Here is a 26,744-nt window from a genome sequence, read left to right as displayed (position 1 = left end):
TTCTCACGATTAGCGCTCTTCTATTTATAGTGCTAGTATCCAATCTTTTTACTTGAATTGCCCAATAATCATGATATAATTAAATTATATACTTGTTTGACTATTTTTGACCTTTTAAATTTAGTCAAGACTAAGAAAGAAATGAGGTGGCGGTATGCTCTGTCAAAACTGTAAAATCAATGACTCAACGATTCATCTTTATACCAATCTCAATGGACAACAAAAGCAAATCGACCTTTGTCAAAATTGCTACAAAATTATCAAAACAGATCCTAACAATAGCTTATTCAAGGGCATTACAGATTTAAACAACCGTGATTTTGATCCCTTTGGAGACTTCTTTAACGATCTCAACAACTTTAGACCTTCTTCTAATAACAACAATATCCCCCCAACTCAGTCAGGGGGTGGATACGGTGGAAATGGTGGCTATGGTTCCCAAAATCGTGGTCCTGCCCAAACCCCACCACCAATCCAGGAAAAAGGACTCTTGGATGAATATGGTATCAATGTTACTGAGATTGCCCGTCGCGGAAATATTGACCCTGTAATTGGCCGTGACGAAGAGATAATCCGTGTCATTGAAATCCTCAACCGCAGAACAAAAAACAACCCTGTCCTCATCGGCGAGCCCGGTGTTGGTAAGACAGCTGTTGTCGAAGGTTTAGCTCAGAAAATTGTTGACGGTGATGTTCCCCATAAGCTTCAAGGCAAAGAAGTCATCCGCTTAGATGTCGTTAGCCTTGTTCAAGGAACAGGTATCCGAGGTCAGTTTGAAGAACGCATGCAAAAACTCATGGAAGAAATTCGTGAGCGCGAGGATGTTATTCTCTTCATTGACGAAATTCATGAAATTGTCGGTGCTGGTTCTGCTGGAGAAGGGAATATGGATGCAGGAAATATCCTAAAACCAGCTCTTGCTCGTGGCGAACTCCAACTAGTTGGTGCTACTACCCTCAATGAATATCGCATCATCGAAAAAGATGCTGCCCTTGAACGTCGTATGCAACCTGTCAAAGTTGATGAACCAACTGTTGAAGAAACCATCATTATCCTGAAAGGTATCCAAAAGAAATACGAAGATTACCATCATGTTCACTATACTGACGGGGCTATCGAAGCGGCCGCTACCCTTTCTAACCGCTACATCCAAGATCGTTTCTTGCCAGACAAGGCCATTGACCTTCTAGATGAAGCTGGTTCAAAAATGAACTTAACCTTGAATTTTGTAGATCCTAAGATCATTGACCAACGCTTAATCGAAGCAGAGAATCTCAAGGCACAAGCAACCCGCGATGAAGATTTTGAAAAAGCAGCCTACTTCCGTGACCAGATTGCCAAATACAAGGAAATGCAAAAAACAAAGGTAACGGATCAGGATACCCCAATCATCAGCGAAAAGACGATTGAACACATCATCGAACAAAAGACTAATATTCCAGTTGGTGATTTGAAAGAAAAAGAACAATCTCAACTGATCAACCTAGCAGATGACCTCAAGGCTCATGTTATTGGTCAAGATGATGCAGTTGATAAGATCGCTAAGGCTATCCGTCGTAACCGTGTTGGACTCGGTACTCCAAACCGTCCAATCGGTAGCTTCCTTTTTGTTGGTCCTACCGGTGTCGGTAAAACAGAACTTTCTAAACAGCTTGCTATCGAACTCTTTGGTTCTGCTGACAGCATGATTCGCTTTGACATGAGTGAATACATGGAAAAACACAGCGTGGCTAAACTCGTTGGTGCCCCTCCAGGATACGTAGGTTATGATGAAGCAGGTCAATTGACTGAAAAAGTCCGCCGTAACCCCTACTCACTGATCCTCTTGGATGAAGTTGAAAAAGCCCATCCAGATGTTATGCATATGTTCCTTCAAGTCTTGGACGATGGTCGTTTAACGGATGGTCAAGGTCGTACTGTTAGCTTTAAAGACGCCATCATTATCATGACCTCAAATGCAGGTACAGGTAAGGCAGAAGCTAGTGTTGGATTTGGTGCTGCTAGAGAAGGCCGTACTAACTCTGTTCTTGGAGAATTAGGCAACTTCTTTAGCCCAGAATTCATGAACCGCTTTGATGGTATTATCGAATTCAAGGCTCTCAGCAAGGAAAACCTCCTTCAAATCGTTGACCTCATGTTAGATGATGTCAATCAACGTCTCTCAAGCAATAATATCCATTTAGATGTAACAGATAAGGTTAAAGAAAAACTTGTAGACCTTGGTTACGATCCAAAAATGGGAGCTCGTCCGCTCCGTCGTACCATCCAAGACTATATCGAAGATGCAATCACGGACTATTACCTTGAAAATCCAAGCGAGAAAAACCTCAAAGCCGTCATGACTAGCAATGGTAAAATCATGATTAAATCAAAAAATAAATTGGAAACAGTTGACTCAAATGACTAATTCCACATACTAAAAGAATGTTCTTACTTGACAGTAAGAGCATTCTTTAATATGATAGAAAGAAAGCGCACACATAAAGGAGAAATTTATGACAAATCCAACCTTTGGAGAAAAAAAAGAGGGTGTAACCTACAAAACTAGATATGGTGTTTATGCAGTCATTCCTGACTCAGCACATGAAAAGATTATCCTCGTTCAAGCTCCAAATGGTGCATGGTTCTTGCCTGGTGGCGAGATTGAAGCAGGTGAAGATCATTTTGAAGCTCTCAAACGAGAACTGATTGAAGAATTAGGTTTTACAGCTGAGATTGGCACTTATTATGGACAAGCAGATGAGTATTTCTATTCCAGCCATCGTGATACTTACTACTACAATCCAGCCTATCTCTACGAAGCTACTTCTTATCAAGAAATCCAAAAACCTTTGGAGGACTTCAATCACCTAGCTTGGTTCCCAATCGATGAAGCCATTGCTAACTTAAAACGTGGCAGTCATAAATGGGCAATTGAAGCTTGGAAAAAACAGCATCAAGTTTAAATTAACTTTTCCAATTTTTCCAAAAAGTGCTATAATAGAAATAGAAACACAGGAGGAAAGCCTATGAAGCTCATCAACACTACTAATTCTCACTCAAACCTTGTTAAAAGCCAACTGGAGAGTACCGACGCTACACTCGTAGAAGTCTACTCTGCAGGCAATACTGATGTTATCTTTACTCAGGCACCGCTTCATTATGAAATCCTCATTTCCAATAAACATCGTGCTATCCGCGAACAAGAAATAGAAAAAATCCAAGAATTTTTCTTGAATCGCAAGATCGAAAAGCAAAATATCGATGAAGCTAATATCAAGACCCTCTACTCTGAAAAATTGATTGAAATCTCAATCCCAACAAAATAAAACTTAGCTATATTTGGACAACACTCTAAAAATTCTAACTTTTTAGAGTGTTCTTTGTCTGTCTAATCCGATATTCTAGAATCAGATTCAGTGTTACAGAAAGAGTTTTCTAACAATCCTTCAACTGACTAAATTGGGTACTATTTTTGTAAAAACTCGGTACTTAATCATCAAAACAATTAATTCTACTATTATAATTTACTAACATTCAAAAAGGAGCTCATAAATGGAGAAAATAGTATACAGAAAAGCAAGGCTAGACGAATACCAAAAAATTGGAAAAGTAATAGCCGATAGCTTCTTTGACTATCCATTCTTAACTCTAATCATAGATGATCTCAAGAAACCTGAAAACTATCTTGCTTTTTTAGAACTATTAGAAAGTCTCCTTACTCGCCTCTATATCAAAGAAGAAACCTGTTTAGTAGCTGAACAAGACGGAGAAATCCTAGCTGTCGCCTTATTACAACAAAATGATTTTTCTATCCTATCTTACTTGCTAAATGGTGTCATAAAACTGTTTCGCTACATTAGCCCACGAAATTTTCTGAAGTATCTTGATCTAGTAGACCGTTCCGAAGAACATTTAAAAAAATCGAATAGCTTTGACTGGTATTTGATGCTTCTTGCAGTCAATTCATCCGTTAAAGGACAAGGAGTGGGCAGTGCTTTTCTTAGAGACGCAGTTGAGCCTTATGTCAAATCCAAGGGCTGCAAGCGCTTAGGGCTCATTACCAGTACAGAAAAAAATGTTCCGTTTTATAAAAAGAATGATTATGTATTGCTAGATTTTATGGAGTTAGAGTACGGGACTAAGTCTATTGGAAACTGGGCTTTTTTAAAGACTATCAATAAATAACTAAAAAGGAGTTTAAATCAACTCCTTTTTACTTTATTTCACTGCTTCTTTCAAGGCATCAACCTTATCCAAGCGTTCCCATGGAAGATCGATATCTGTACGTCCCATGTGTCCATAAGCCGCTGTTTGACGGTAGATTGGACGTTTGAGATCAAGCATTTGGATGATTCCTGCTGGACGAAGGTCAAAGATTTGACGTGCTGCTTTTTCAAGCTTGCTTTCAGCTACGGTTCCAGTACCAAAGGTATCGATACGAACAGATACAGGTTGAGCTACACCAATGGCATAAGCCAATTGAACTTCTGCTTTCTTAGCGAGACCTGCAGCAACGATGTTTTTTGCAATGTAGCGAGCTGCATAAGAAGCTGAACGGTCAACCTTAGTCGCATCCTTACCAGAGAAGGCACCACCACCGTGACGTGAGTAACCACCATAAGTATCCACGATGATCTTACGACCAGTCAAACCTGAGTCTCCTTGAGGTCCTCCGATAACGAAACGACCTGTTGGATTGATGAAGAATTTTGTCTCATCGTCAAGATAAGAAGCTGGAATCACTTCTTTGATAACCTTGTTAATCACATCTTCATGAATTTGTTCATTGCTAACTTCTGGATCGTGTTGAGTTGAAATAACGACTGTATCCACGCGTACTGGCTGGTCATTTTCATCATATTCAACAGTAACTTGTGATTTAGCATCTGGACGAAGATAGCTAATTTCACCAGACTTACGAAGTTCTGCCAAACGACGAACCAACTTGTGGCTGAGTGAGATTGGAAGTGGCATGAGTTCTTCAGTTTCATTAACCGCAAAACCAAACATGAGACCTTGGTCTCCAGCTCCAATCAAATCAAGTGGATCTTGATCTGCGTTTCCACGAACTTCCAAGGCTTCATTAACACCTTGGGCGATATCAGGAGATTGCTCTACCAATGATGGATGAACTCCTACTGTTTCAGCTGAGAATCCATACTCAGTGTTGGTATAGCCAATCTCTGCAATCGTATCACGTACCACACGGTTAATATCTACATAGGCATTGGTTGAAATTTCACCAAAAACATGAACTGAACCAGTATAAACAGCTGTTTCAGCAGCAACGTGGGCTTCTGGATCTTGCTCTAAAATAGCATCCAAAATAGCATCTGAAATTTGGTCTGCAATCTTATCTGGATGCCCCTCAGATACAGATTCAGACGTGAATAATTTACGTTCTGACATAAAAATGTCCCCCCTTAAAAAATATTCGTTATAGAGTTACAAAGTACTGGTAGAGAATCGATAAACGACCTTCACTACCACCTTATCGGGACCATATAACCTAACTATTATAACACGAATCTTTAAAAAATACTCGTATGATTACTATTTTTCTTAATCGGAAACTGTTTTCTAATCTTAACCAAATAAAAACTCTTAAAGTGGATAGGATTTCCAACTTCAAGAGATTTCTTAAAAACTAATTATTTTCTAGATAAAACTCAAAACGTTCTCCGACGTATTGGCTCTTTACATACTCAAAAGCTGTACCGTCATCAAAGTAAGAAACCTGAGTCAGTCCTAAAATAGCATGCCCCTTTTCTACTTCCAGATAATGAGCAATCTTTTCCTTGGCTAAGCGAGCATAAATAGTCTGGTGAGATTTCCCAATCCGATAACCATGTTTCTGTAAGGTTTGAAAGAAATGCTTGGTTACTTCTTCTTTCTTGAAATTCTTGATAAATTTCTCAGGAATAGATGCTACTTCATAGACCACAGGAACTTGATCTGCATAACGAACACGTTCCATTCGAATAATATTTTCAGTGGTCTTGATCCCTAATTTTTCAACTTCTTGCTCATTAGGAATAGTCCGACGATAGGAAATCAGATGACTCGATGGTGTTTTCCCCTGAGCCTTCACAATTTCCGTAAAACTAGTCGTTCCACGCATTTTTTCCTGAACACGAGTACTAGAAACAAAGGTCCCGCTACCCACACGACGCTCCAAAACTCCTTCCTCGACCAAAAGGGAGATGGCTTGACGCAGGGTCATACGGCTAACCTCAAATTCCTCAGCTAAGTCTCGCTCGCTTGGGAGTCTCTCTCCAATTTTCCAATTTCCCTCGTCAATACCTTTTTTGATTTGGTCGTGAATTTTCATATAAGCTGGTAACATGCTTGCTCACTTCTTTTCTTTATTTTTTCCATTGTACCCTATCTCATGGGGAAAAGTCAAACTGCACTTGTTTGGTTGGTAATTCTGGGTCATTTATGATAGAATATTCAAGAAGATATTTCTTTTAAGAAAGGGAAAAGATGACCAACATTTCAACTGATTTGCAAGATGTCGAAAAGATCATCGTACTGGACTACGGTAGCCAGTATAACCAACTTATCTCACGTCGTATCCGTGAGATTGGTGTCTTTTCAGAACTAAAAAGTCACAAGATTTCTGCTGACGAAGTCCGCGCTATCAATCCTATCGGGATTGTACTTTCAGGTGGTCCAAACTCTGTTTACGAAGAAGGATCATTTGATATTGATCCAGAGATTTTTGAACTTGGAATTCCAATTTTAGGAATCTGCTACGGTATGCAGCTATTGACTCACAAGCTTGGTGGTAAAGTTGTCCCTGCTGGAGACGCTGGAAACCGTGAATATGGACAATCCACTCTTACTCACACTGAGTCTGCTCTTTTTGCTGGTACTCCAGAAGAACAACTTGTTTTGATGAGCCACGGGGATGCTGTTACAGAAATTCCTGCTGATTTCATTCGTACTGGTACATCAGCTGACTGTCCATACGCGTCTATTGAAAATCCAGATAAGAAAATCTACGGTATCCAATTCCACCCAGAAGTTCGTCATTCAGTTCACGGTTATGATATTTTGCGTAACTTTGCTTTGAATATCTGTGGTGCCAAAGGTGACTGGACCATGGATAACTTCATCGAGATGCAAATCAAACAAATCCGTGAAAAAGTTGGAGATAAACGTGTTCTCCTTGGTCTTTCAGGTGGTGTTGACTCTTCAGTTGTTGGGGTTCTTCTCCAAAAAGCAATCGGAGATCAATTGATCTGTATCTTTGTAGACCACGGTCTTCTTCGTAAAGGAGAAGCTGACCAAGTCATGGATATGCTTGGTGGTAAGTTTGGTTTGAATATCGTTAAAGCAGATGCTGCCAAACGCTTCCTTGATAAATTGGCTGGTGTTTCTGATCCTGAACAAAAACGTAAGATTATCGGTAACGAGTTTGTCTATGTCTTTGATGACGAAGCAAGCAAACTAAAAGATGTGAAATTCCTTGCGCAAGGTACTCTTTATACAGACGTTATCGAGTCAGGTACTGATACTGCTCAAACTATTAAATCTCACCACAACGTTGGTGGACTTCCAGAAGACATGCAGTTTGAACTCATCGAACCACTCAACACTCTTTACAAGGATGAAGTTCGTGCTCTTGGTACTGAACTTGGTATGCCAGACCACATCGTATGGCGCCAACCATTCCCAGGTCCAGGTCTTGCAATCCGTGTCATGGGTGAAATCACTGAAGAAAAACTTGAAACTGTTCGCGAATCAGATGCTATCCTTCGTGAAGAAATCGCTAAAGCTGGTCTTGACCGTGATATCTGGCAATACTTCACTGTTAACACTGGCGTTCGTTCCGTAGGTGTTATGGGTGACGGTCGTACTTATGACTATACCATCGCTATCCGTGCCATCACTTCTATCGACGGAATGACAGCTGACTTCGCTAAGATTCCATGGGAAGTTCTTCAAAAAATCTCAGTTCGTATCGTAAATGAAGTTGACCACGTTAACCGCATCGTCTACGATATTACAAGTAAACCACCTGCAACTGTTGAGTGGGAATAGAGTAAATAAGTTAAAAAAAGCCTAGAAATCAATATTTCTAAGGCTTTTTATTTTACTTTGACAACATTTTAACAACTAAAAATCTTAATCTTCTCCCGCTGCTAAGAACTTTTAACAATTTTGGTACTTTCTTAATTGAACTTTATAGCGTTCTTCTCACTACTCTGCTATTATCGAACAAGCTTGAACTACAGTAGGAAGTATTATCATACTCAATCTCACAGAACTAATCTTAATGTTAAGGAATATCCTTTTCATTGCTCAAAAAAACAGTAAAACCAACTTGGTTCTACTGTTTTATTCTTAAAATGTCTGGCGCTTAGCTTTGCGTTCAGCTCGTCCGCGGGCACGACCTTCTGCTCGCTTGGCTTTGCGACGTTTTTCATCGACAGCCCACTGGATTTTCTTCTTATATCCTGGTTTGACTTTTTTCTTTTTCTTTTTAACCAAGCCAATCATTTCAATGTCCAGTTTTTCCTGTTTCTTTTCACGATTAGCACGACGATCGCGGTCATAGGTATCTTGGAATTCTCCGTCTTTAACCATCTTAGGTACAAACTTAATTCCCAATTTCTCCAACTCACGAATATCAGAATCATCGCTTGGTTGGTAAAGGGTAATGGCTGTACCAGGCAGACCATTACGTCCAGTTCGTCCAACACGGTGGACAAAGAAGGACAAGTCTTGTGGGATAGCATCATTAATAACGTGACTGACACCCTCAATGTCAATCCCACGCGCAGCCAAGTCAGTCGCAACAATATACTCAAAATCAAGGTTCTTGACCTGATTCATGATACGTTTACGTTCACGAGGTGCAATATCTCCATGAATCTTAGCAACCTTCAAGCCTTGGGCTGTTAAATATGTATGCAATTCATCTGCACGTGTCTTAGTATTGACAAAAATCATGGCAAGATATGGTTGCATGACTTGAGTCAATTCATAAATCTGGGCATTCTTATCACGACCTTTAGTCGAAATCAACCAATTATCAATGGTATCTGAGATAACTGTTTTGGTCTTGATTTTTTCCATAACTGGATTAGACAAGTATTTTTTCAAGAATGGTTGCAGTTTTTGCGGAATAGTTGCTGAAAAGACCATAAACTGCAAGTCCTTGGGAAGGCTACCTGCAATCTTATCAACTGTTTCCAAGAATCCCATATCCAAGGTCATATCAGCTTCATCGACTACAAAGGTCTTAGCCTTGTGGATAGCAAGATCACCAGATTTTACCAAATCATAGATACGACCAGGTGTTCCGATAACAATGTGGGGCTGGTTGCTTGCTAATTTATCAATCTGACGGGCCTTGTCTGTACCACCAACATAGTTAACTACACGTACTTCTACATCCGAGTGGCCTGCAATTTGACGAGCAGCTTGGTAAATCTGAGTCGCCAATTCACGACTTGGAGCTGTGATAACTGCCTGCACGCTATCGCTCTCTTCATCCAACTGTTGGAAAATCGGAAGCAAGAAGGTATGAGTTTTCCCTGAACCTGTTTTAGATTCACCAACCAAGTCACGACCTGCCAAGACAATGGGAATCAACTTATCCTGCACCTCAGTAGGAGTCGTAAACTTCAACTCCTCCAAAGCTTCTTCTATATATTTTTTAAATTTAAATTTCGTAAATGACATAATATCCTCGATTCTATCTATCTTACCATTATACCACATTTTGATGCATTACAGTTAAACTTTCGATTTAGACAAACCCACGGAAATTTCAAAATATACACGAATAAAGACAAGAAAAATACTCTCTGTCCATCATAAACAAAGAGTATTAGATTTTTACTTAAGATTCCACTCTTCTCTCAGCCAATCACAAAAATGATGATAGCGTTGGTCGAGAGCTTCATGATGCCCATAAGCATCAAAGGTGGAATATGTTGAGGGAACTGCTTCTGAAATTAAATTATGTAGATCCCTTGCAAAAACAGGAGCCTTAGATAGACGATTGGAATGATTGGCACCTTCTGTCTGACCATTTTGTAGATAAATCAGGCTTTGGCTCTGTATCAAGTCATGTTCCCTGCAAAAGTCTATAAAGTCTGGATACCAGAAGGAACCACAGATAGAGAAAATACAGGTCATAGGTAGATGATTGCTATAGAGACTATAAACAGCAGCAAGACCGCCCAGTGAATAGCCACCATAAGCAATCCTACTTTCATCAATCAAGTAGGATTTTTTTAGAGTTGTTAGAATCCCTTGAAAGACCTTTTGATTGTAGGCATCTACCTTTCCACCAAAATCTGGAGCCCCTTCTTTCAAAGAACTAGCTTTCCAAGGTGTAAAGTCATCCAGACGGTTTTCTGGAACCAAACCCACTAAAATCACAGATTGGGACAGGTCTGATAAATAATCCAGTTCCCCATCGTTTAAGAGCACAACTGGATAGGCTTGTTTAGAGTCATAGTTTGAAGGAAGACTGACTCTAACACGAATCCCTTCCCAGTTAAACTCCTTATTTCTTGATAAAGTCATTGATTTTTTCAAGTGAATCAATCACTGCAGGACCGTAGTCCATCAACTCATCGTAAGAGATGGTCATGATTTTTTGATTCTTGATTGCTGGTACATTTTCCAAAACAGCATTTGCCTTCATCAAATCCACTGCTTTTTCATCCAACTTTTGATTGCGGTCGCTGGTTACATAGATAATCAACTCTGGATCCATTGATACTAGATTTTCCAAGGTCAAGCCAGATGTTCCTGTTGCGACATTTGTGTAACCAAGTTGGTTGAGCAAACTTTCTTGAAGTGCTGACTTGTAGGCACCAAAGGTTTCATCGTTATAAGCAACCATAATCAAAGCTTTTTTCTTTTCACCCTGTGTTTCTGGATTAGCTTTTTTAACCGCATCGATTTTAGCTTGCAATTGCTCTGCGTATTGGTTTGCCTTATCTTGAACATTGAAAATGGTACCAAGATTCTTCACATCTTCAACGATATTTCCCAAATCCTGTTGGATATTTGATAGTGAGGCTTTTTGCGTATAAACAGGGATTTTATTTTCATTCCAAGCGCTGATAGTTCCCATTGACTTTTCAGAGAACATCATATTACGTCCCATCAAGGCATCAGGTTCATAAGAAAGAACTGTTTCTTGTGAGACTGATTTTTTATCACCAATATGAGGGATGGCTTCAATGGCTTCCTTGTATTTACCAGTTACGGCATTATCAGGATTGAGCATACCAGCAATTTTATCCTTCAAACCAAGTTCAAGTAGGATTTCAGTTGTTGATAGGTTGTTGGTGATGACCTTTTCAGGAGCCTTTTCAAAGACTTGTTCGACTTCATTTCCTTTGGCATCATAAGTTTTGATGGTTACAGGATAGTTGGTTTCTGTAGTGGATTTTTGACTTGTCTCTGCGCTTGATTGTGTGCTAGCTTTTTCTGTTGCACTATTTCCACAAGCTGCTAAAGTTAAGGTAGCTACTGTTAGGAGCAAAATACTGAGTGATTTTTTCATGTTTTGTTTTCCTTTTCATTTTTTATAAATAGTGAATCATGGCTTGTTGGTCTTCCGTCCAAGTAACCCTACTTTGGACACCATAGACAGCCTGCAAAGACTCTGGTGTGATGGTCTCTTTTGGAGTCCCTTGGTAAACAATCTCTCCTTCTTTCATTAGATAGAGATAGTCTGAATAGCGACAAGCTAGCTGAATATCGTGTAATACTGCTAGTACATTGATATTGAGATGTTTGACAATGGTCAACAAGTCTAGCTGGTACTTGATATCTAAATGATTGGTCGGTTCGTCTAAGAGCAAGAGTGTCGGCTCTTGGGCCAAGGCGCGTGCCAATAAAACCCGTTGTTTCTCTCCTCCTGATAGAGAAGAGTAGAGACGACTTCTCTTTTCGAGCAGATCTACCTTGACCAAAGCATCCTCAACCAAGGCAAAGTCTTTTTCTTTTTCCTTTTGTAAGAAAGAGAGATGGGGCGTTCTACCCAGCATGACGATTTCTTCAACCCTACAATCAAATTGTAACTGATTAAACTGCGTGACGACTGCCATCTGCTTTGCCGTTTCCTTGACGCTCATTTGTTCCAAGGGTTTTCCATTTAGAGAAATCAAGCCTTGATCAGGCTTTTCCTGTCGATAGAGGAGTTTCAGCAAGCTAGTTTTCCCACTTCCATTGGGTCCCAAAATGGTATGAAATTGCTTGCCCTCCAGTTTGAGCGACACTCCTTTGAGAATTTTTTTCTCTCCGATTCCAAAGTGAATATCCTGGCACATTAAATCCATATCAGACCTTCACCTCCCCTCGTCTATTTCCAACCATGTAGATAAAGAAAGGGGCACCTACTAGAGCTGTAAAAATTCCAATCGGCAGCTCAGCATTTTGAATCAAGACACGAGCAAGGACATCTGCCCAAACAACAAAAAGTGCGCCGAGCAAAGTAGCTATCGGAAAAAGTCTTCTGTAATTTGTCCCCACCAAGCTTCGTGCCAAATGAGGTGTGATGAGACCAACAAAACCAATAATCCCACAGGTCGATACCAAGATTGCTGTCATTATAGCCACAATCGTCACATAAAGATACCAGTAAAAACGTAGGGGAATCCCTAAGGTCAAAGCCGCCTCATCACCCATCATCATGGCATTAAAAACACGATATTGGGTAGAGAAAAATAAAAAAGCAATTCCCACAATTATAGTTGGCAAGGTTAAGTGAGTCCAGGAAGTTCCCGCTAAAGAACCCATGGTCCAAAACTTGATGGTCATGACACTATCAGCATTAGCGCCAATTGAGATAATAAAGTTTGAAAAAGCCAAAAATAGTGCATTCACAACTGTCCCTGATAAAATCAGGCTTGAAGTTGTCATCCTGCCTTGCATGGAAGCAATCAGAAGGACTGCAACTGTTGCCACAAGCGCTCCAAGGAAAGAGCCAAGACCAATCATGACCTTAAAACCAAGAATAATACTCAAAGTTGCACCAAAGGTTGCCCCAGCAGAAATTCCTAAAACATAAGGTTCTGCGATTGGATTATTGACCGTTGACTGCATGACGCTACCACACATGGAAAGGCCTGCACCAACTATCAAACCAAGAAAAACCCGTGGTAATCTCATATTCCAAACAATAGCAAGTGTAGACTTCGAAAGGTCTCCTATGTCCAGAGGGGCCCCCATCTTACTTAAAATAATTCTATAAGTATCACTCAAGCTAATCTGAACAGACCCCATAGAAACAGCTAGAAACAGAGAGACACCCAAAGCTCCGAGCAACAGAGCTAGGAGAAAAACATATCGCAGGTTTTGATGGCTTCCAGAAGATTTGGAAATCATGAAACCCTCCCTTAATAAAATTAAAAATTTAGACAATTTTCATAAATAGTATACCACATTTCCAAATCTGGAACAAGGCTAGAAAGATACAGACTAAAAAGACTGTTGAAACTAGAGAGCTGATTGAGCTCAGGCTAAAATCCTAATGAAACTAAAAAATCTCCCCGAAGGGAGACCTTTCTGGTTTATTTTACCTTACAGTGCTAGGAATCCTAACCGAAGAACATACTTGAGTATATTGAGGTAAGGTAACGAAAATAAAAAAGCTCTCTGAAATTAGAGAGCTCTATTCTTGCTGGATAAAACGTTTATAGACTAGGCGGCAAGCCGAAGATTGTACAAAAATTTTAGTGAAACAAAAAAATCTCCCCGAAGGGAGAAGATCTGGTTTATTTTACCTTACAGTGCTAGGAACCGTAACCGAAGATTATACTTGAGTATATCGAGGTAAGGTGACAAAAATAAAAAAAGACTACTCAATCGAGTAGCCTTATTTCAAGATGTGCTCAATTGAACACGGCCTAAGCACTTGGCAAAAAAGATAAAATCTCCTAGAAACTGAAGTTTCTTCGTCAATTTTCCTATTTTTGCTTTGTGCTTTTGACGGCCTTTGTATCTTGAATTAGCGACGAAGTCCAAGAGAGTTGATTAACTCACGGTAACGGTTAACGTCGTTTTTACGCAAGTATGCAAGCAAGTTACGACGGCGACCGATTTTCTTCATCAATCCACGGTAAGTAGCGTGGTCTTTTTTGTGTTGTTTGATGTGTTCGTTAAGGTGGTTGATTTCCCAAGTAAGGACAGCAACTTGAACCTCTACTGAACCTGTATCACCTTCGTGACGTGCATATTGTGCGATGATTTCATTTTTTTTCTCTTTTGAGATTGCCATGATGTTTCTCCTTTTTATTTGGCTTCATCCGAGTGACAGGTTGGCATGCCTGTAACCAAGAAGAAGTTATTTGTCTTTACGACAATTTCTATTCTACCAATAACTAACTTCTTTGTCAACTGATTTACTATTCTTACTGCAAATATGCTATAATATTCATAGGAAGGATATCTAAGTTGATAGTTTTATAACGAGGTGATTACCATGCGTAAATTGTTCAAATATCTCCCCTACTATCTGGTCGTATTTTTCTTTTATTGTCCACTTTATGGATTATTTATACTACTATTACAGAATCCAAAACTAACGGAGCTCTATCTTTTAAATATATTCATCATTTCGCCTGTTGTAGTTTTTATAGTCTCTCTTCTTTATAGCTACCGTTTTGGTTTTTCACTACATTGGCTTTTAGGTAGTTGCTTGCTCTATGGATTTACTATCATTCCTTTCAGAGAATTTATCATTGTTTATTTCCTAGCCTATGAAATTCTTATTCTACTAGGTACAGTTATTGGTGCCACTATCAGGTATCTGGTTCAAAAACTGAAAAACAAAAAACTTTCACAAAATCCTTGAAAAATCTCGCAATCATGCTATAATAATGCATAGAGACAAGTCACTTAGAATCTTTCTTTTAGAGAGTGCGTGGTTGCTGAGAACGCATAGGAAGCCTAAACTGATACTACTCTACTGACTTTTATGCAAACATAAAACGGTGGCCACGTTAGAGCCAATCAGAGGTGTCAACAGTTTTTGTTGTACATAAATGAAGGTGGAACCACGTTGCGACGTCCTTTTTAGGATGTCGCTTTTTGTTTTTCTTGATTTAAAACTGCAAATAGGGAAACACTTCTACTTTAGAAATAATGGATAACCAATATAAGGAGAAAATCATGATTCAAATTACTTTCCCAGATGGCGCTGTTCGTGAATTCGAATCTGGCGTTACAACTTTTGAAATTGCTCAATCTATCAGCAATTCCCTAGCTAAAAAAGCTCTTGCTGGTAAATTTAACGGCAAACTCATTGACACAACTCGTGCTATCACTGAAGACGGAAGCATCGAAATCGTGACACCTGATCACGAAGATGCCCTTCCAATCTTGCGTCACTCAGCAGCTCACTTGTTCGCTCAAGCAGCTCGTCGCCTTTTCCCAGATATTCACTTGGGTGTCGGTCCAGCTATCGAAGATGGTTTCTACTACGATACAGATAACCAAGCTGGTCAAATCTCTAACGAAGATCTTCCTCGTATCGAAGAAGAAATGAAGAAAATCGTTAAAGAAAACTTCCCATCAATCCGTGAGGAAGTGACCAAGGATGAAGCGCGTGAAATTTTCAAAAACGATCCATACAAATTGGAATTGATTGAAGAACACTCAGAAGACGAAGGTGGTTTGACCATTTACCGTCAAGGTGAATATGTAGACCTTTGCCGTGGCCCACACGTTCCATCAACAGGTCGCATCCAAATCTTCCACCTTCTCAACGTAGCTGGTGCTTACTGGCGTGGAAATAGCGACAACGCTATGATGCAACGTATCTACGGTACAGCTTGGTTTGACAAGAAAGACTTGAAGAACTACCTTCAAATGCGTGAAGAAGCTAAAGAACGTGACCACCGTAAACTTGGTAAAGAATTGGATCTCTTTATGATTTCTCAAGAAGTTGGTCAAGGACTTCCATTCTGGTTGCCAAATGGAGCGACTATCCGTCGTGAATTGGAACGCTACATCGTCGACAAGGAAATCGCCGCTGGTTACCAACACGTTTACACTCCACCAATTGCCTCAGTAGAACTTTACAAGACTTCTGGTCACTGGGATCACTACCGTGAAGATATGTTCCCAACTATGGATATGGGTGATGGTGAAGAATTCGTTCTTCGTCCAATGAACTGTCCTCACCATATTGAGGTCTTTAAACACCACGTTCACTCATACCGTGAATTGCCAATCCGTATTGCTGAAATCGGTATGATGCACCGTTATGAAAAATCTGGTGCTCTTACAGGGCTTCAACGTGTACGTGAAATGTCACTTAATGATGGTCATACTTTCGTAACACCTGAACAAATTAAAGATGAATTCCAACGTACACTTCAATTGATTATCGACGTTTACGAAGATTTCAACTTGACTGACTATCGTTTCCGTTTATCATATCGTGACCCTCAAGATACTCACAAGTACTTTGATAACGATGAGATGTGGGAAAATGCTCAACGTATGTTGAAATCAGCTATGGATGACATGGGACTTGACTACTTTGAAGCTGAAGGTGAAGCAGCCTTCTACGGACCAAAATTGGATATCCAAGTTAAGACTGCCCTTGGTAAAGAAGAAACTCTTTCTACTATCCAGCTTGACTTCTTGCTTCCAGAACGCTTCGACCTTAAATACATCGGAGCTGATGGTGAAGAACACCGTCCAGTTATGATTCACCGTGGGGTTATCTCAACTATGGAACGCTTTACAGCTATCTTGATTGAGAACTATAAGGGGGCCTTCCCAACATGGCTAGCACCACACCAAGTAACCCTCATCCCAGTTTCTAACGAAAAACACGTGGACTACGCTTGGGAAGTGGCTAAGAAACTCCGTGACCGTGGGGTTCGTGCTGATGTGGATGAACGCAATGAAAAAATGCAGTTCAAGATCCGTGCTTCACAAACTCAAAAGATTCCTTACCAATTGATCGTTGGTGACAAGGAAATGGAAGAGAAGGCTGTAAACGTTCGCCGTTATGGTCAAAAAGAAACAGAAACCATGCCGGTAGATGCATTTGTAGAATTGATTCTTACAGACATCGCTAACAAATCACGTGTTGAGAAATAAAACAATCACAGTCTGGGAAACATTTTTCAGTAAGAAAAAGCAACAACTATTTCAGTTGTTGCTTTTTATATTTTGTTTCACCTGAGCTAGTAGTGATTGGTTAATTCACCACAAATGCTATCCTCATCAGCAATCCGTTCTATCCATTAACTTTTGGATATAGGATATCCTCCCAAGATTTGCTTCCATGTGTTAGATAAGTTGACTATCCTCAGTCCTTGTCTGCCTCATTTTCTTTTACGAGGTCTTTTTGTGAATCTTTTTCAGAGAGTTTTTGATCAATATACTGGTTAATGATTTCGTAAAATTCCTTGGCCGTCTCACTATCTAATTTTGTCGAATTATGGACTTGATTGACTTTCAATTGAACAGATTGAATACCGTAAGAGTCCTGCTTTTGGCGAATGGTTTCTAATTCTTCTTCTGAAATCGGATCTCCAACAACTGTCAAGACCAATTCATTGTCCCTTGATTTGTAGACTTGATTAATGACCGTATGATTGGCGAACTCTTTGCCTACAAACTGTTTAATCCCTTCTTTTCGTGCTTGATCCATCGTTAGAGTGACTGCTGAATAGCTGGCTGGAAGAACCAATAATACAATCAAGGATATCAATCCAATTTTCATTTTAATGTTTAGCTCATTAAATGAACTTAAGGGAGATTTTCTCATCATAATTCTTGTTCCAACAATGTTGATTAGCATGATAAAGACACAGTTGATCAAGAAAAGATAAAGAGCCCCAAATAAAAATCGTACATTTCCATTAGCTAAACCATATCCTGCAGTGCAGATAGGTGGCATCAGAGCTGTTGCGATGGCTACTCCCGGTACGATATTGTTTGCTTCTTTTTTCCTTGAACCAATGACACCTGCTATCCCACCCGCAATAGCAATGAGAACATCCCAAATGGTTGGAGAAGTTCGTGCAATCAACTCGCTACTTGCATAAGATAAGGGAGAAATCCAGAAATACAGAGTCGATACAAGCAAACTGACCAACACTTGAGTCAATAAAACCTCTAGAGATTGCTTGATTAAACGCGTATCAAAAATAGCTAAACCGAATCCCAGTCCAACAATCGGTGTCATGAGAGGTGAAATTAACATGGCTCCAATAATAACAGCTGTTGAATTCATATTTAGACCGATAGAGGCAATAAAAATTGCACACATCAAAATCGCTGTATCTCTCAATCGAACATGAAGGTCATCGTATAATTTCTCACGGTATTCCCGTGTTGAATAATTGGCAGTCATTTGTCCTCTCCTCTTTCCTTATTTAAATCGGTATAATAATTAATAATAACAGCTGATAAACAGCCAAAAAATATGAGCCCATAAATCGTCAAGAAGACACTGGTAATCCTTCCAATCAAGGTCACAGCTAGGAGATCCCCGTAGCCGACAGTCGTCGAAGTCACAAAAGCATACCAAAGACCGTCTCCGTAATTTGTGATAGCAGGTTCAACTAGGAAAAGCACGCCTCCTGACCCAAAAACAAAGGTCACAAAACTCAGAGCAAACCGAGTAAAACCCGTAACCTGTATAATATGCCATAACATTTTTAAACGTCTCATTTGTTCTCCTTATTCATACTAGCTCCTGACCGAGCCGTTTTTTCCAATAATCAAAGTGAAGATAGGACATGATCTCCATCAGAGAAAGATAGACAAATAATTTCTCGCGGAATTCACGTGTTGAATAGTTTCTGGTCATTGGTTACTCCTTTTATTTCATATAGTCTTGTTTCTGTATGGATGATGGTAGAGAGACTTCTGTCCAAACTGACATATTTTTAATTCTTAGCTGTGATTCTTTTGAACATTATCTTTTAAATATCCATCAGTCCATCCTACATATTATATCAAAAATTTTACAGTCTTTCTCTGAAGAAATCAATTAATTTAAAAGATAGAGAAAGGAAGAAATTTTTGTATCCTTATCCGAAGAAGAAAAAACGATATCTCCTCTAAAAGAAGATACCGTTTTAATGTTTAAACATGATGAGTGTGTTTGGTTTTCCAATTTTGCATCATGCAAACCACCCAAGGTGTTGTGTTCCCCAAGGTAAACCCGCAAATTATAGCTACTAAGATAGAGTATCCAATATAATCTAGGATTCCTCCGTCAAAATAACTTTCATACTTTACATTATATCCTTTATTTTTACATTTGAACAATTCTACGATAACTTCTTGAAGTAATCATAAAGATAAGTACGTAGATGAGGGCAAAGATACCACAAATAGAAAGTGTTACACTTAACATCATAGCTGTATCTACTACCCCAATGACCTTAAGAATCAAACTTAACATATGATAGGCAAAAGCCAAGTGTAGGAAAGCAAAGATTACAGGGAGGAAGAAAACAGTCAAGACTTGCTTGTTAATGGTTTGTTTGATTTGTTTTTGATCCAAGCCCACTTTTTGCAGGATGACAAAGCGTTCACGATCCTCATAACCTTCTGAGATTTGTTTATAGTAAATGACCAGTACAGTACCTACCATAAAGATGATAGAGAGGAAAATACCGATAAAGAGAATTCCACCAAAGAGAGCGTTCATTTCAGCAATTGCATCAGTTTTAGTAGTTCCATTATAAACCATAGCATCTTCACTCTTGAGATTATGACTAAAATTGTTCACATACGCATCAAAATCATCAGTTAGCTTTAACTGTTCCTCTTGACTAGCAGTTACATCCATACCACCGTAGAACTGAGTGTAGATAGCGGAATTTTGGTACTGTTCCAAAAAGTTTTGAAGATTTGGTACAACGAGATAGTTATAATCCGATACCAAGAGAACATATTGATTTGAAACATGATTCATAGCAAAATCTTGCTGGATTTCTTGCTTGATCGTATAGTTCTGATTGTTCAGACTAAATGCTTTCTGACCTTTAAGTTGGTCATTTCGAGCCCAAAGTCCTACTTCATTACCAGTAAGGTTTAGCTTTTGTCCAGTCATTTTTTCATAATCTTTTTGATCAAAAACTAAGAAGACAGTCTTGGGCATAACACTATTCTGCCCTTTTTCAAAGGTGGTTAATTTAGTCCCGTCTTGACTCGAAAGACCGAAACTTGCATAACCGAGGACGTCCTTATTGCTAATGGTTAGGTTCTTTTCGCTAGCATATTGAGTCAAAAGCTTGTCTAAATCCTCAACTTCTACATTTTGCCCCTTAACATCAAAATCGTGAGGATACAGGAGTTTTTTCATGTTTTCAGAACCGTTGTAGATGCTGGTTGCTGCAGACATGGTGACCAAAACCATGGTTGAAAGGATGGCAATAGTTGCTAAACCGACAGCATTTTTCTTCATACGGAAGATAAGGTTAGAAACAGAGATGAGGTTATTTGGTTGGTAGTAATATCTCTTGTTTTTCTTGAGCAACTGCAAGAAAACTGTAATACCTGCATTGAATAGGAGGTAGGTTGCAAAAATGACCAACATAACGGCTATGAAGAAAGTTAAGACCGCTGAAACTGGATCTTTTACGCTTTGTGCTAGGTAGTAGCCACCACCTAGAGTAATTAGCCCTACAAGTGTCTGAAGAACTAGGAAACGCCCCTTCTTCTCACCCTTTTCTTTTTCTCTAGAAAGCTGGAGAGCATCCATACGGATAATGCGTACAGCGTTCAGGAAAACGATGACTAAAAAGATAAAACCGAATACCAGAAGGATTGAAAGTACTACGGACCATTGGAAAGTTGCAACTAACTCTACCTTCATCTTTGCAAGTTTAAGTAGCAAAGCGAAAATCAGATTATCAAAGAGGGCACCAATTCCAATTCCGGCAGTGACTGTTACTAGCCCAAATATCAAGAGTTCCTTAAAGGTCATACCAATCAAATGGCGTTTTTCTAAGCCCAACATGCCATATACACCCAGTTCTTTTGAGCGATTTTTCATGACAAAGCTATTGGCATAAAGAACGATAATGGCAGATGCAAGTGTCACAACGACAAGCCCTAGTTGTAGGGTAAATTGTATAGCAGATGCACCACGTAAATCCACAATTTTAGGATTAAAGGCTAGGGAGTAAAAGAGATAGCTAATTGTGACTGCCAAAATGACAGACAAAGCAAACGGATAATAGAGTTTGCGGTTTTTAATTAAGTTGGATATGGCCAACTTATTGGTTAATCGAAACATACTAGTTCACCTCACTTGCCATAACAGTCAAGGTGTCAGAGATTTCTTGGAACATCTGACGATCCGTCTTTTCACCACGGTAGATTTGATTATAGAGAATACCGTCCTTGATGAAAAGAACACGTTTTGCACGGCTAGCTGCTGCTGTTGAGTGGGTCACCATGAGAATGGTTTGCCCTTGCTCGTTAATCTGATCAAAGATATCAAGGAGGGCTGCAGACGATTTAGAGTCTAGAGCACCTGTTGGCTCGTCCGCAAGAAGAATTTCTGGTTCTGTGATGATAGCCCGTGCAACTGCTACCCTTTGTTTTTGCCCTCCAGAGATTTCATAAGGGTACTTCTCCTGCAATTGATTGATGCCAAGATTTTCAGCCGTTACGACCAATTTTTTCATCATTTCTGTAATAGGCTTTCTAGACAATACCAAAGGGAGTAAGATATTGTCTTTAACAGAAAGCGTATCTAACAAATTGAAGTCTTGGAAGACAAAGCCTAACTTTTCACGACGGAAGCTTGATGCTTCAGAATTTTTAATGGTAGCTGTGTCAGTTCCATTTAGGTAGACCTGCCCACGCGTTGGCTTGTCAAGCATAGCAAGAATATTGAGTAGAGTAGATTTACCAGATCCAGACTCACCCATAATAGCAACGTAGTCGCCTTTTTCAACGGTAAAGTGAATATCTTTCAGAGCTTCTACTTGGTTGCCTTGAAAGCGAGTTTTATAAATCTTTTGAACGTGTTTTACATCTAATAGTGTCATTTTAACTTCTCCTTTTTAATATCCCATTAATTGAAACTGAGCTTGCATCATTTCGATGCCGATTTGAACTCGCTCGATATCCTTCGGACTTGGCTTACTTGTTTGTTTCTTTTGTAAAATTGTTTTCATGGTTTCTCTCCTTTTTCTTTATGCTCTAAGTTTACTCCAAAAAAAGAGGACTTGCCATAACATAACCTTACAAAAGAGGCCTTTAATCTTACATTTTTGTAAGATTACATTTTTTATCTAATTGAATCCTTTTTTCTCACTATATCAAGGTCTAAAGAAGAGAGTGGGACAGAAATCGGTAATTCGTTAGAATTCGATTTCGTCGTCCCACCTCCGCACAGTTGAGTAGGGCTGTAAAAGCTGATGAAATCAGCGTAGTAGAGCCCACTCAACCACTGCGTCTTGCTCGACAATTCAAAGACAATTGAGAGGCTAGGACTTTTGTCCCAGCCTCTTCACAATTCTTTTCATTCAATCAGTAAATTCACTTCAGAGAATTTAATCCTCACCGTTGTTCCTTGTCCAAGTTCGGATTCTATTTGAATCTGATGTCCTAATTCTTGGCTGATTTTCTGGGTTAGATAGAGCCCAAGTCCAGATGACTGCTGGGTCATTCGACCATTATATCCTGAAAATCCACGTTCAAAGACTCGCAACCGATCACTGTTTTTGATACCAATCCCGGTATCCTTGATGCAAAGTTCTTGACCATCCATATAGATTTCAACCCCACCTTCATTTGTGTACTTGAGGCTATTTGACAGGATTTGTTCAATGACTACCAATAGCCATTTTTTATCCGTCACAATGCTTCTATCCAAGTCATGCAGATTGATACTAAGACCTTTCTGGATAAAGAAAATGGCATATTTGCGAATGACTTCCTTGACCAGATCTTCTATATTTTCTTTCTTCAAAATCAAATCATCATGGAAGCTTTCTAAGCGTAGATATTGGAGAACGAGGTTGGTATAGGAATCAATCTTAAAAATTTCCTGCTCCAACTGTTGTTTCAGTTGGCGATCTGCCACCTCACTCACTAGGAGTTTACTGGCTGCAATTGGTGTTTTTATCTGATGAACCCAGAGTGTATAGTAGTCCACCAAATCATTATAGCGGTTTTCAGCATCTGCTTTCTTTTGATAGAGTTCAGATTCGCTTTTCTCTAATTTTTCAGTTAGAAGGACTTCCATTGGTGACTTAGCTTTTCTTTCGCCATAGAGCAATTCCTTACGATAACGTTGCAATTCTATCAAGAAATCAAATACCAAAAACAAAAATGTCAAAAATGTAGATAGAAAGAAGAAATAGTTAAAGTAGGGCCCTTGCTTATCAAACAAGATTTCAAAGAGAAAAAGCAAACCTGTAAGAGCAAGAATAAAAGCAAAAAAACGGCTACGCGAACGGATATAAGCTAGAAAAAAACTTTTAATATCAAGCATGTTTCAATCCATACCCTATCCCTTTCTTAGTTTCGATAAAACCAATCAAACCTTCTTCCTCCAGTTTCTTGCGCAAGCGAGCGACATTAACAGATAAGGTATTGTCATCGATAAAAAAGTCACTGTTCCAGAGTTCCCGCATCAAGTCATCACGCGCTACGATATTTCCAGCATGCTCAAATAAAACCCGCAAAATCTGAAATTCATTCTTGGTTAAACTGATAGCTTTTCCATTGACATGCACATCCATAGACTTGGTATTGAGAATAACTCCAGCATACTCTAGGAGACTCTCATCCCTTCCAAACTCATAAGAGCGGCGCAATAATCCTTGTACCTTAGCTAACAGTACCTGCTGGTCAAAAGGCTTGGTCACAAAATCATCTGCCCCCATATTAATAGCCATAACGATGTCCATAGCCTGGTCTCTTGATGACAGAAACATAATAGGAACTTTGGAAATCTTGCGAATCTCCTGGCACCAGTGATAACCATTAAAGAGAGGCAAGCCGATATCCATGAGAACCAGATGAGGTTGAGATTGAACAAATAGTGTCAGAACTTCCATAAAGTCTTCTACCATAACTACTTCAAAACCCCATTCGGAGAGTATTTTCCCAACTTGCTGACGAATAACTGGATCATCTTCTACTAGTAAAATCTTGTGCATCTGCTCCTCCTTTTTCTATATTATAGCAAAATTCTTCTCACTACTAGCGAAATTGATGCAAATCTGATAAGATAAAAGTTAAGAAAGGAGTTCCCATGGCCAATATTTTCGACTACCTAACTGACGTTCAATACGATTCTTTTTATGATGTTCCCTTAAATGAACTGGATATACTTGCTTTGACAGAGCTGACCTATCTTTCTTTTGATAATCTATTGGACCAGCCTGTCAATCGTTTAAGCGATGTTGCAACACGCGTCCCTCGAGAAAGTACCATGTTGACCAATAAAGAACGGCTTCAGCTCCTTGATCAGTTATCACAACACAAACGTTTTAAAAATAGCAAACTTTCTAATTTTGTCAACGAGGTCGACACAGAACTTCAAAAGCAGTTCGCTGCTATGACCTATCGTCTGAACCTAGATACTTATCTGATTGTCTTTCGTGGCACAGACGACAGTATTATTGGCTGGAAGGAAGATTTCCATATGACTTACATGAAGGAAATCCCTGCCCAAAGGCACGCTCTTAAATACCTAGAGGACTTCTTTACCCAACATCCAAAACAAAAAGTCATGCTTGCTGGACATTCTAAAGGTGGGAATCTAGCCGTCTATGCTGCAAGTCAAATCCAACCTGAATTGCAGGAAAAGATATCTGCAATTTATACCTATGATGCCCCTGGTTTGCAGGCTCATCTGACTGAAACCACTGGTTATCAAGATGTTATTCCAACAATTCGCCGCTATGTCCCACAGGGATCTGTTATTGGCATGATGCTAGAAGTCCCTGATACACCTATCGTCGTCAAGTCTACAGCTCTCGGAGGAATCGCTCAACACAGTACCTTTAGTTGGCTGACAGAGGGACACCACTTTGTCCAACTAGAGGCCATCAGTAGCGAAAGTCTCCAAATCAAAGATACTCTTAAAGAATGGGTGGACAGTGTTCCCGATGAGGAATTGGAGCTCTACTTCGATCTCTTCTTTGGTACCATTCTAGAATCTAGAATCACTTCCATCAACGATTTATCTTCTAGAAATGCTATTGAACACATTCAACAACTTGTTTCTCAAGCCCAGACACTAGAGCCTGAGCAAGTCGAAATCTTAAAAAATCTGACACAACTCCTACTGGATGCTCGTTTCCATGCCTGGAAGAATCATTTTTAATTCATTTTCAAAAGCTCGTTGCTAATCAAAATCGAGGTCGGGATTTTTATCTCGGCTTCTATTTTTATACTCTTCAATCTCTTTCTTGACGAGTTTCTCTTTTTTCGATAAAATGTAACATATTTTGTTACAACACTTCGAAATATATCTCTTTGAAAGGAATTTTTATATGAAATCAATAAAAGGCATTTTATTTATTGTAGCTAGCATGCTGGTGACTATCCTGGTATGGCTGAGTTCTGGGAGTACACAGTTCCTGATTCCTGGCTTAGCTTTAACCACACTTTCACTGACCTTTATCCTTGCCACACGTTTACCCTTTTTAGAAGAGTGGTTTAATGGACTTGAAAATATGTATTCTGCTCATAAGTTTACAGCATTCTTATCCATCCTACTCCTTTTATTTCATAACTTCAGCATGGGAGGATTATGGGGTTCTCGGCTCGTAGCTCAATTAGGAAATATTGGTATCTATATATTTATCAGTATCGTTTTAGTTGCTTACCTTGGTCAATATCTCCAATACGAAGCTTGGAGATGGATCCATCGTGTCGTATATTTAGCCTATATCTTTGGACTTCTACACGTATACATGATGATGAGTCAACGACTCTTCGGTCTTAATCTCCTCAGTTTTCTGGTTGGAATCTATGCAATTCTTGGTTTAATCGCTGGATTTTACATCATTTTCCTTTATCAACAAATTAGTTTTACTCATCTAGGTAAAATTATTGGTATCAAGCACCTCAACCATGATACAACTGAGCTTGAAATTAAGCTTAGCAAACCTTTCCGGTATAAGTACGGACAATTTGCCTTTCTTAAGATTTTTCAAGAAGGTTTTGAACAAGCTCCCCATCCCTTCTCTATTTCTGGTGGAAATGGAAAGACACTTTATTTTACAATTAAAAACTCAGGTGACCATACCAAAAATATCTATGAAAATCTAAAAGTTGGTAGTAAAGTAACAGTTGATAGAGCTTATGGACATATGTTATTAGAACAAGGACAAGATCAGCAAATTTGGATCGCTGGAGGTATTGGAATTACTCCCTTTATCTCGTATATCCGAGAAAATCCTTTTCTGACTAAGAGCGTTCGATTATACTATAGTTATCGTGGTAAGGAAAATGCAGTCTATCTTAATCTACTTCATGCATATGCTGAGAAAAATCCCAACTTTGACCTTCGCTTGATAGACAGCACCCAAGATGACTACTTAAACTTTGAAAATGAGGATATTCCAGATCAAACAAACATTTATATGTGTGGACCTTTAGTCATGATGGAAGCCATTTCAAAAAACATTAAAGAAAAAAATCCAAAAGCAGAACTCATCTATGAAGGCTTTAAGTTTAAATAAACATCGGTCTCTTCTTTGAAGGGACTTTTTTATTGATTTCTTATTTTATTCTTCTGTGTTATACTAGTAGGAGTAAATGCTTTGAAAGAG

At 39.2% G+C, this 26,744-nt stretch carries 23 protein-coding genes; 9 read left to right on the top strand and 14 right to left on the bottom strand.

The window, feature by feature from the left end; translation table 11 throughout:
- Window positions 1-154: 154 nt before the first annotated feature.
- The 4 genes from AB2B50_RS07290 (at window position 155) to AB2B50_RS07275 (ending at window position 4,167) form a co-directional block, all read left to right on the top strand.
- Window positions 155-2,407, top strand: a complete 2,253-nt coding sequence (locus AB2B50_RS07290) for an ATP-dependent Clp protease ATP-binding subunit (protein WP_316108341.1) — start codon at window positions 155-157, stop codon at window positions 2,405-2,407.
- Between the two features lie 88 nt (window positions 2,408-2,495).
- Window positions 2,496-2,945 carry an NUDIX hydrolase gene (locus AB2B50_RS07285; protein WP_045762885.1) on the top strand — a complete coding sequence of 150 codons (450 nt, stop codon included), beginning with the start codon at window positions 2,496-2,498 and terminating at the stop codon, window positions 2,943-2,945.
- 63 nt (window positions 2,946-3,008) lie between these two features.
- Entirely contained in the window at window positions 3,009-3,308 is a 300-nt protein-coding gene (locus AB2B50_RS07280; protein WP_000767183.1) for a DUF1827 family protein, read from the top strand.
- 226 nt (window positions 3,309-3,534) lie between these two features.
- Window positions 3,535-4,167: a GNAT family N-acetyltransferase gene (locus AB2B50_RS07275; RefSeq protein ID WP_320692859.1), complete on the top strand. Its 633-nt coding sequence runs from the start codon at window positions 3,535-3,537 to the stop codon at window positions 4,165-4,167.
- A 33-nt stretch (window positions 4,168-4,200) separates the two neighbouring features.
- Here AB2B50_RS07275 and metK read toward each other — a convergent pair whose 3' ends face one another.
- Window positions 4,201-5,391: a methionine adenosyltransferase gene (gene metK, locus AB2B50_RS07270; protein WP_000003967.1), complete on the bottom strand. Its 1,191-nt coding sequence runs from the start codon at window positions 5,389-5,391 to the stop codon at window positions 4,201-4,203.
- Window positions 5,392-5,629: 238 nt separating this feature from the next.
- The gene (locus AB2B50_RS07265; protein WP_153225419.1) at window positions 5,630-6,328 is read right to left on the bottom strand and encodes a GntR family transcriptional regulator; all 699 of its coding nucleotides are present in this window, start codon (window positions 6,326-6,328) and stop codon (window positions 5,630-5,632) included.
- A 140-nt stretch (window positions 6,329-6,468) separates the two neighbouring features.
- Between AB2B50_RS07265 and guaA the strand changes: the two genes are divergently transcribed.
- Entirely contained in the window at window positions 6,469-8,031 is a 1,563-nt protein-coding gene (gene guaA, locus AB2B50_RS07260; RefSeq protein WP_320692858.1) for a glutamine-hydrolyzing GMP synthase, read from the top strand.
- A 303-nt stretch (window positions 8,032-8,334) separates the two neighbouring features.
- Here the strand turns inward: guaA and AB2B50_RS07255 are convergent, their stop codons facing one another.
- The 6 genes from AB2B50_RS07255 to rpsO all read right to left on the bottom strand — a co-directional run bounded on the left by AB2B50_RS07255 (window position 8,335) and on the right by rpsO (window position 14,239).
- Window positions 8,335-9,678 carry a DEAD/DEAH box helicase gene (locus AB2B50_RS07255; protein WP_075231220.1) on the bottom strand — a complete coding sequence of 448 codons (1,344 nt, stop codon included), beginning with the start codon at window positions 9,676-9,678 and terminating at the stop codon, window positions 8,335-8,337.
- Between the two features lie 156 nt (window positions 9,679-9,834).
- Window positions 9,835-10,530 (bottom strand): alpha/beta hydrolase-fold protein, encoded by a 696-nt coding sequence (locus AB2B50_RS07250; protein ID WP_320692857.1) that lies wholly within the window; start codon window positions 10,528-10,530, stop codon window positions 9,835-9,837.
- Entirely contained in the window at window positions 10,511-11,521 is a 1,011-nt protein-coding gene (locus AB2B50_RS07245; RefSeq protein ID WP_000749360.1) for an ABC transporter substrate-binding protein, read from the bottom strand. Before AB2B50_RS07245 ends, AB2B50_RS07250 begins: the two co-directional genes overlap by 20 nt.
- A 22-nt stretch (window positions 11,522-11,543) precedes the next feature.
- Window positions 11,544-12,299 carry an ABC transporter ATP-binding protein gene (locus AB2B50_RS07240; RefSeq protein WP_000365190.1) on the bottom strand — a complete coding sequence of 252 codons (756 nt, stop codon included), beginning with the start codon at window positions 12,297-12,299 and terminating at the stop codon, window positions 11,544-11,546.
- A 1-nt stretch (window position 12,300) separates the two neighbouring features.
- Window positions 12,301-13,347 (bottom strand): FecCD family ABC transporter permease, encoded by a 1,047-nt coding sequence (locus AB2B50_RS07235; RefSeq protein WP_000624116.1) that lies wholly within the window; start codon window positions 13,345-13,347, stop codon window positions 12,301-12,303.
- Between the two features lie 622 nt (window positions 13,348-13,969).
- Window positions 13,970-14,239, bottom strand: coding sequence for a 30S ribosomal protein S15 (gene rpsO / locus AB2B50_RS07230; protein ID WP_001018251.1), 270 nt, complete (start codon window positions 14,237-14,239; stop codon window positions 13,970-13,972).
- 204 nt (window positions 14,240-14,443) lie between these two features.
- Between rpsO and AB2B50_RS07225 the strand changes: the two genes are divergently transcribed.
- Both AB2B50_RS07225 and thrS read left to right on the top strand, forming a co-directional pair.
- Window positions 14,444-14,815, top strand: a complete 372-nt coding sequence (locus AB2B50_RS07225; RefSeq protein ID WP_001228473.1) for a hypothetical protein — start codon at window positions 14,444-14,446, stop codon at window positions 14,813-14,815.
- 317 nt (window positions 14,816-15,132) lie between these two features.
- Window positions 15,133-17,076, top strand: coding sequence for a threonine--tRNA ligase (gene thrS / locus AB2B50_RS07220; RefSeq protein ID WP_320692856.1), 1,944 nt, complete (start codon window positions 15,133-15,135; stop codon window positions 17,074-17,076).
- Window positions 17,077-17,287: 211 nt separating this feature from the next.
- On the opposite strand, the gene AB2B50_RS07215 is transcribed toward thrS, so the two are convergent.
- The 6 genes from AB2B50_RS07215 to AB2B50_RS07190 form a co-directional block, all read right to left on the bottom strand.
- On the bottom strand, window positions 17,288-18,337 hold the full coding sequence (locus AB2B50_RS07215) for a DUF389 domain-containing protein (RefSeq protein WP_320692855.1): 1,050 nt from the start codon (window positions 18,335-18,337) through the stop codon (window positions 17,288-17,290).
- Window positions 18,334-18,657, bottom strand: coding sequence for a potassium channel family protein (locus tag AB2B50_RS07210; RefSeq protein WP_001253404.1), 324 nt, complete (start codon window positions 18,655-18,657; stop codon window positions 18,334-18,336). The genes AB2B50_RS07215 and AB2B50_RS07210 overlap by 4 nt, the downstream gene beginning before the upstream one ends.
- Window positions 18,658-19,246: 589 nt before the next feature.
- Window positions 19,247-21,238: an ABC transporter permease gene (locus AB2B50_RS07205; RefSeq protein ID WP_320692854.1), complete on the bottom strand. Its 1,992-nt coding sequence runs from the start codon at window positions 21,236-21,238 to the stop codon at window positions 19,247-19,249.
- A gap of 1 nt (window position 21,239) precedes the next feature.
- Window positions 21,240-21,998, bottom strand: coding sequence for an ABC transporter ATP-binding protein (locus AB2B50_RS07200; protein ID WP_000173366.1), 759 nt, complete (start codon window positions 21,996-21,998; stop codon window positions 21,240-21,242).
- A gap of 476 nt (window positions 21,999-22,474) precedes the next feature.
- Window positions 22,475-23,449 carry a sensor histidine kinase gene (locus AB2B50_RS07195; RefSeq protein WP_320692852.1) on the bottom strand — a complete coding sequence of 325 codons (975 nt, stop codon included), beginning with the start codon at window positions 23,447-23,449 and terminating at the stop codon, window positions 22,475-22,477.
- Window positions 23,442-24,119, bottom strand: coding sequence for a response regulator transcription factor (locus tag AB2B50_RS07190; protein WP_320692851.1), 678 nt, complete (start codon window positions 24,117-24,119; stop codon window positions 23,442-23,444). Before AB2B50_RS07190 ends, AB2B50_RS07195 begins: the two co-directional genes overlap by 8 nt.
- A 95-nt stretch (window positions 24,120-24,214) precedes the next feature.
- On the opposite strand from AB2B50_RS07190, the gene AB2B50_RS07185 reads away from it, so the two are divergent.
- Window positions 24,215-25,291, top strand: coding sequence for a DUF2974 domain-containing protein (locus tag AB2B50_RS07185; protein ID WP_320692850.1), 1,077 nt, complete (start codon window positions 24,215-24,217; stop codon window positions 25,289-25,291).
- 169 nt (window positions 25,292-25,460) lie between these two features.
- Window positions 25,461-26,654: a ferredoxin reductase family protein gene (locus AB2B50_RS07180; RefSeq protein WP_320692849.1), complete on the top strand. Its 1,194-nt coding sequence runs from the start codon at window positions 25,461-25,463 to the stop codon at window positions 26,652-26,654.
- The last annotated feature ends 90 nt before the right edge of the window (window positions 26,655-26,744 follow it).

Source organism: Streptococcus fermentans (genome assembly GCF_040888305.1).
Taxonomy (GTDB): Bacteria; Bacillota; Bacilli; order Lactobacillales; family Streptococcaceae; genus Streptococcus; species Streptococcus fermentans.
Note: the sequence above shows the minus strand (reverse complement) of the source record. Positions and strands in the feature narration are given on the sequence as shown.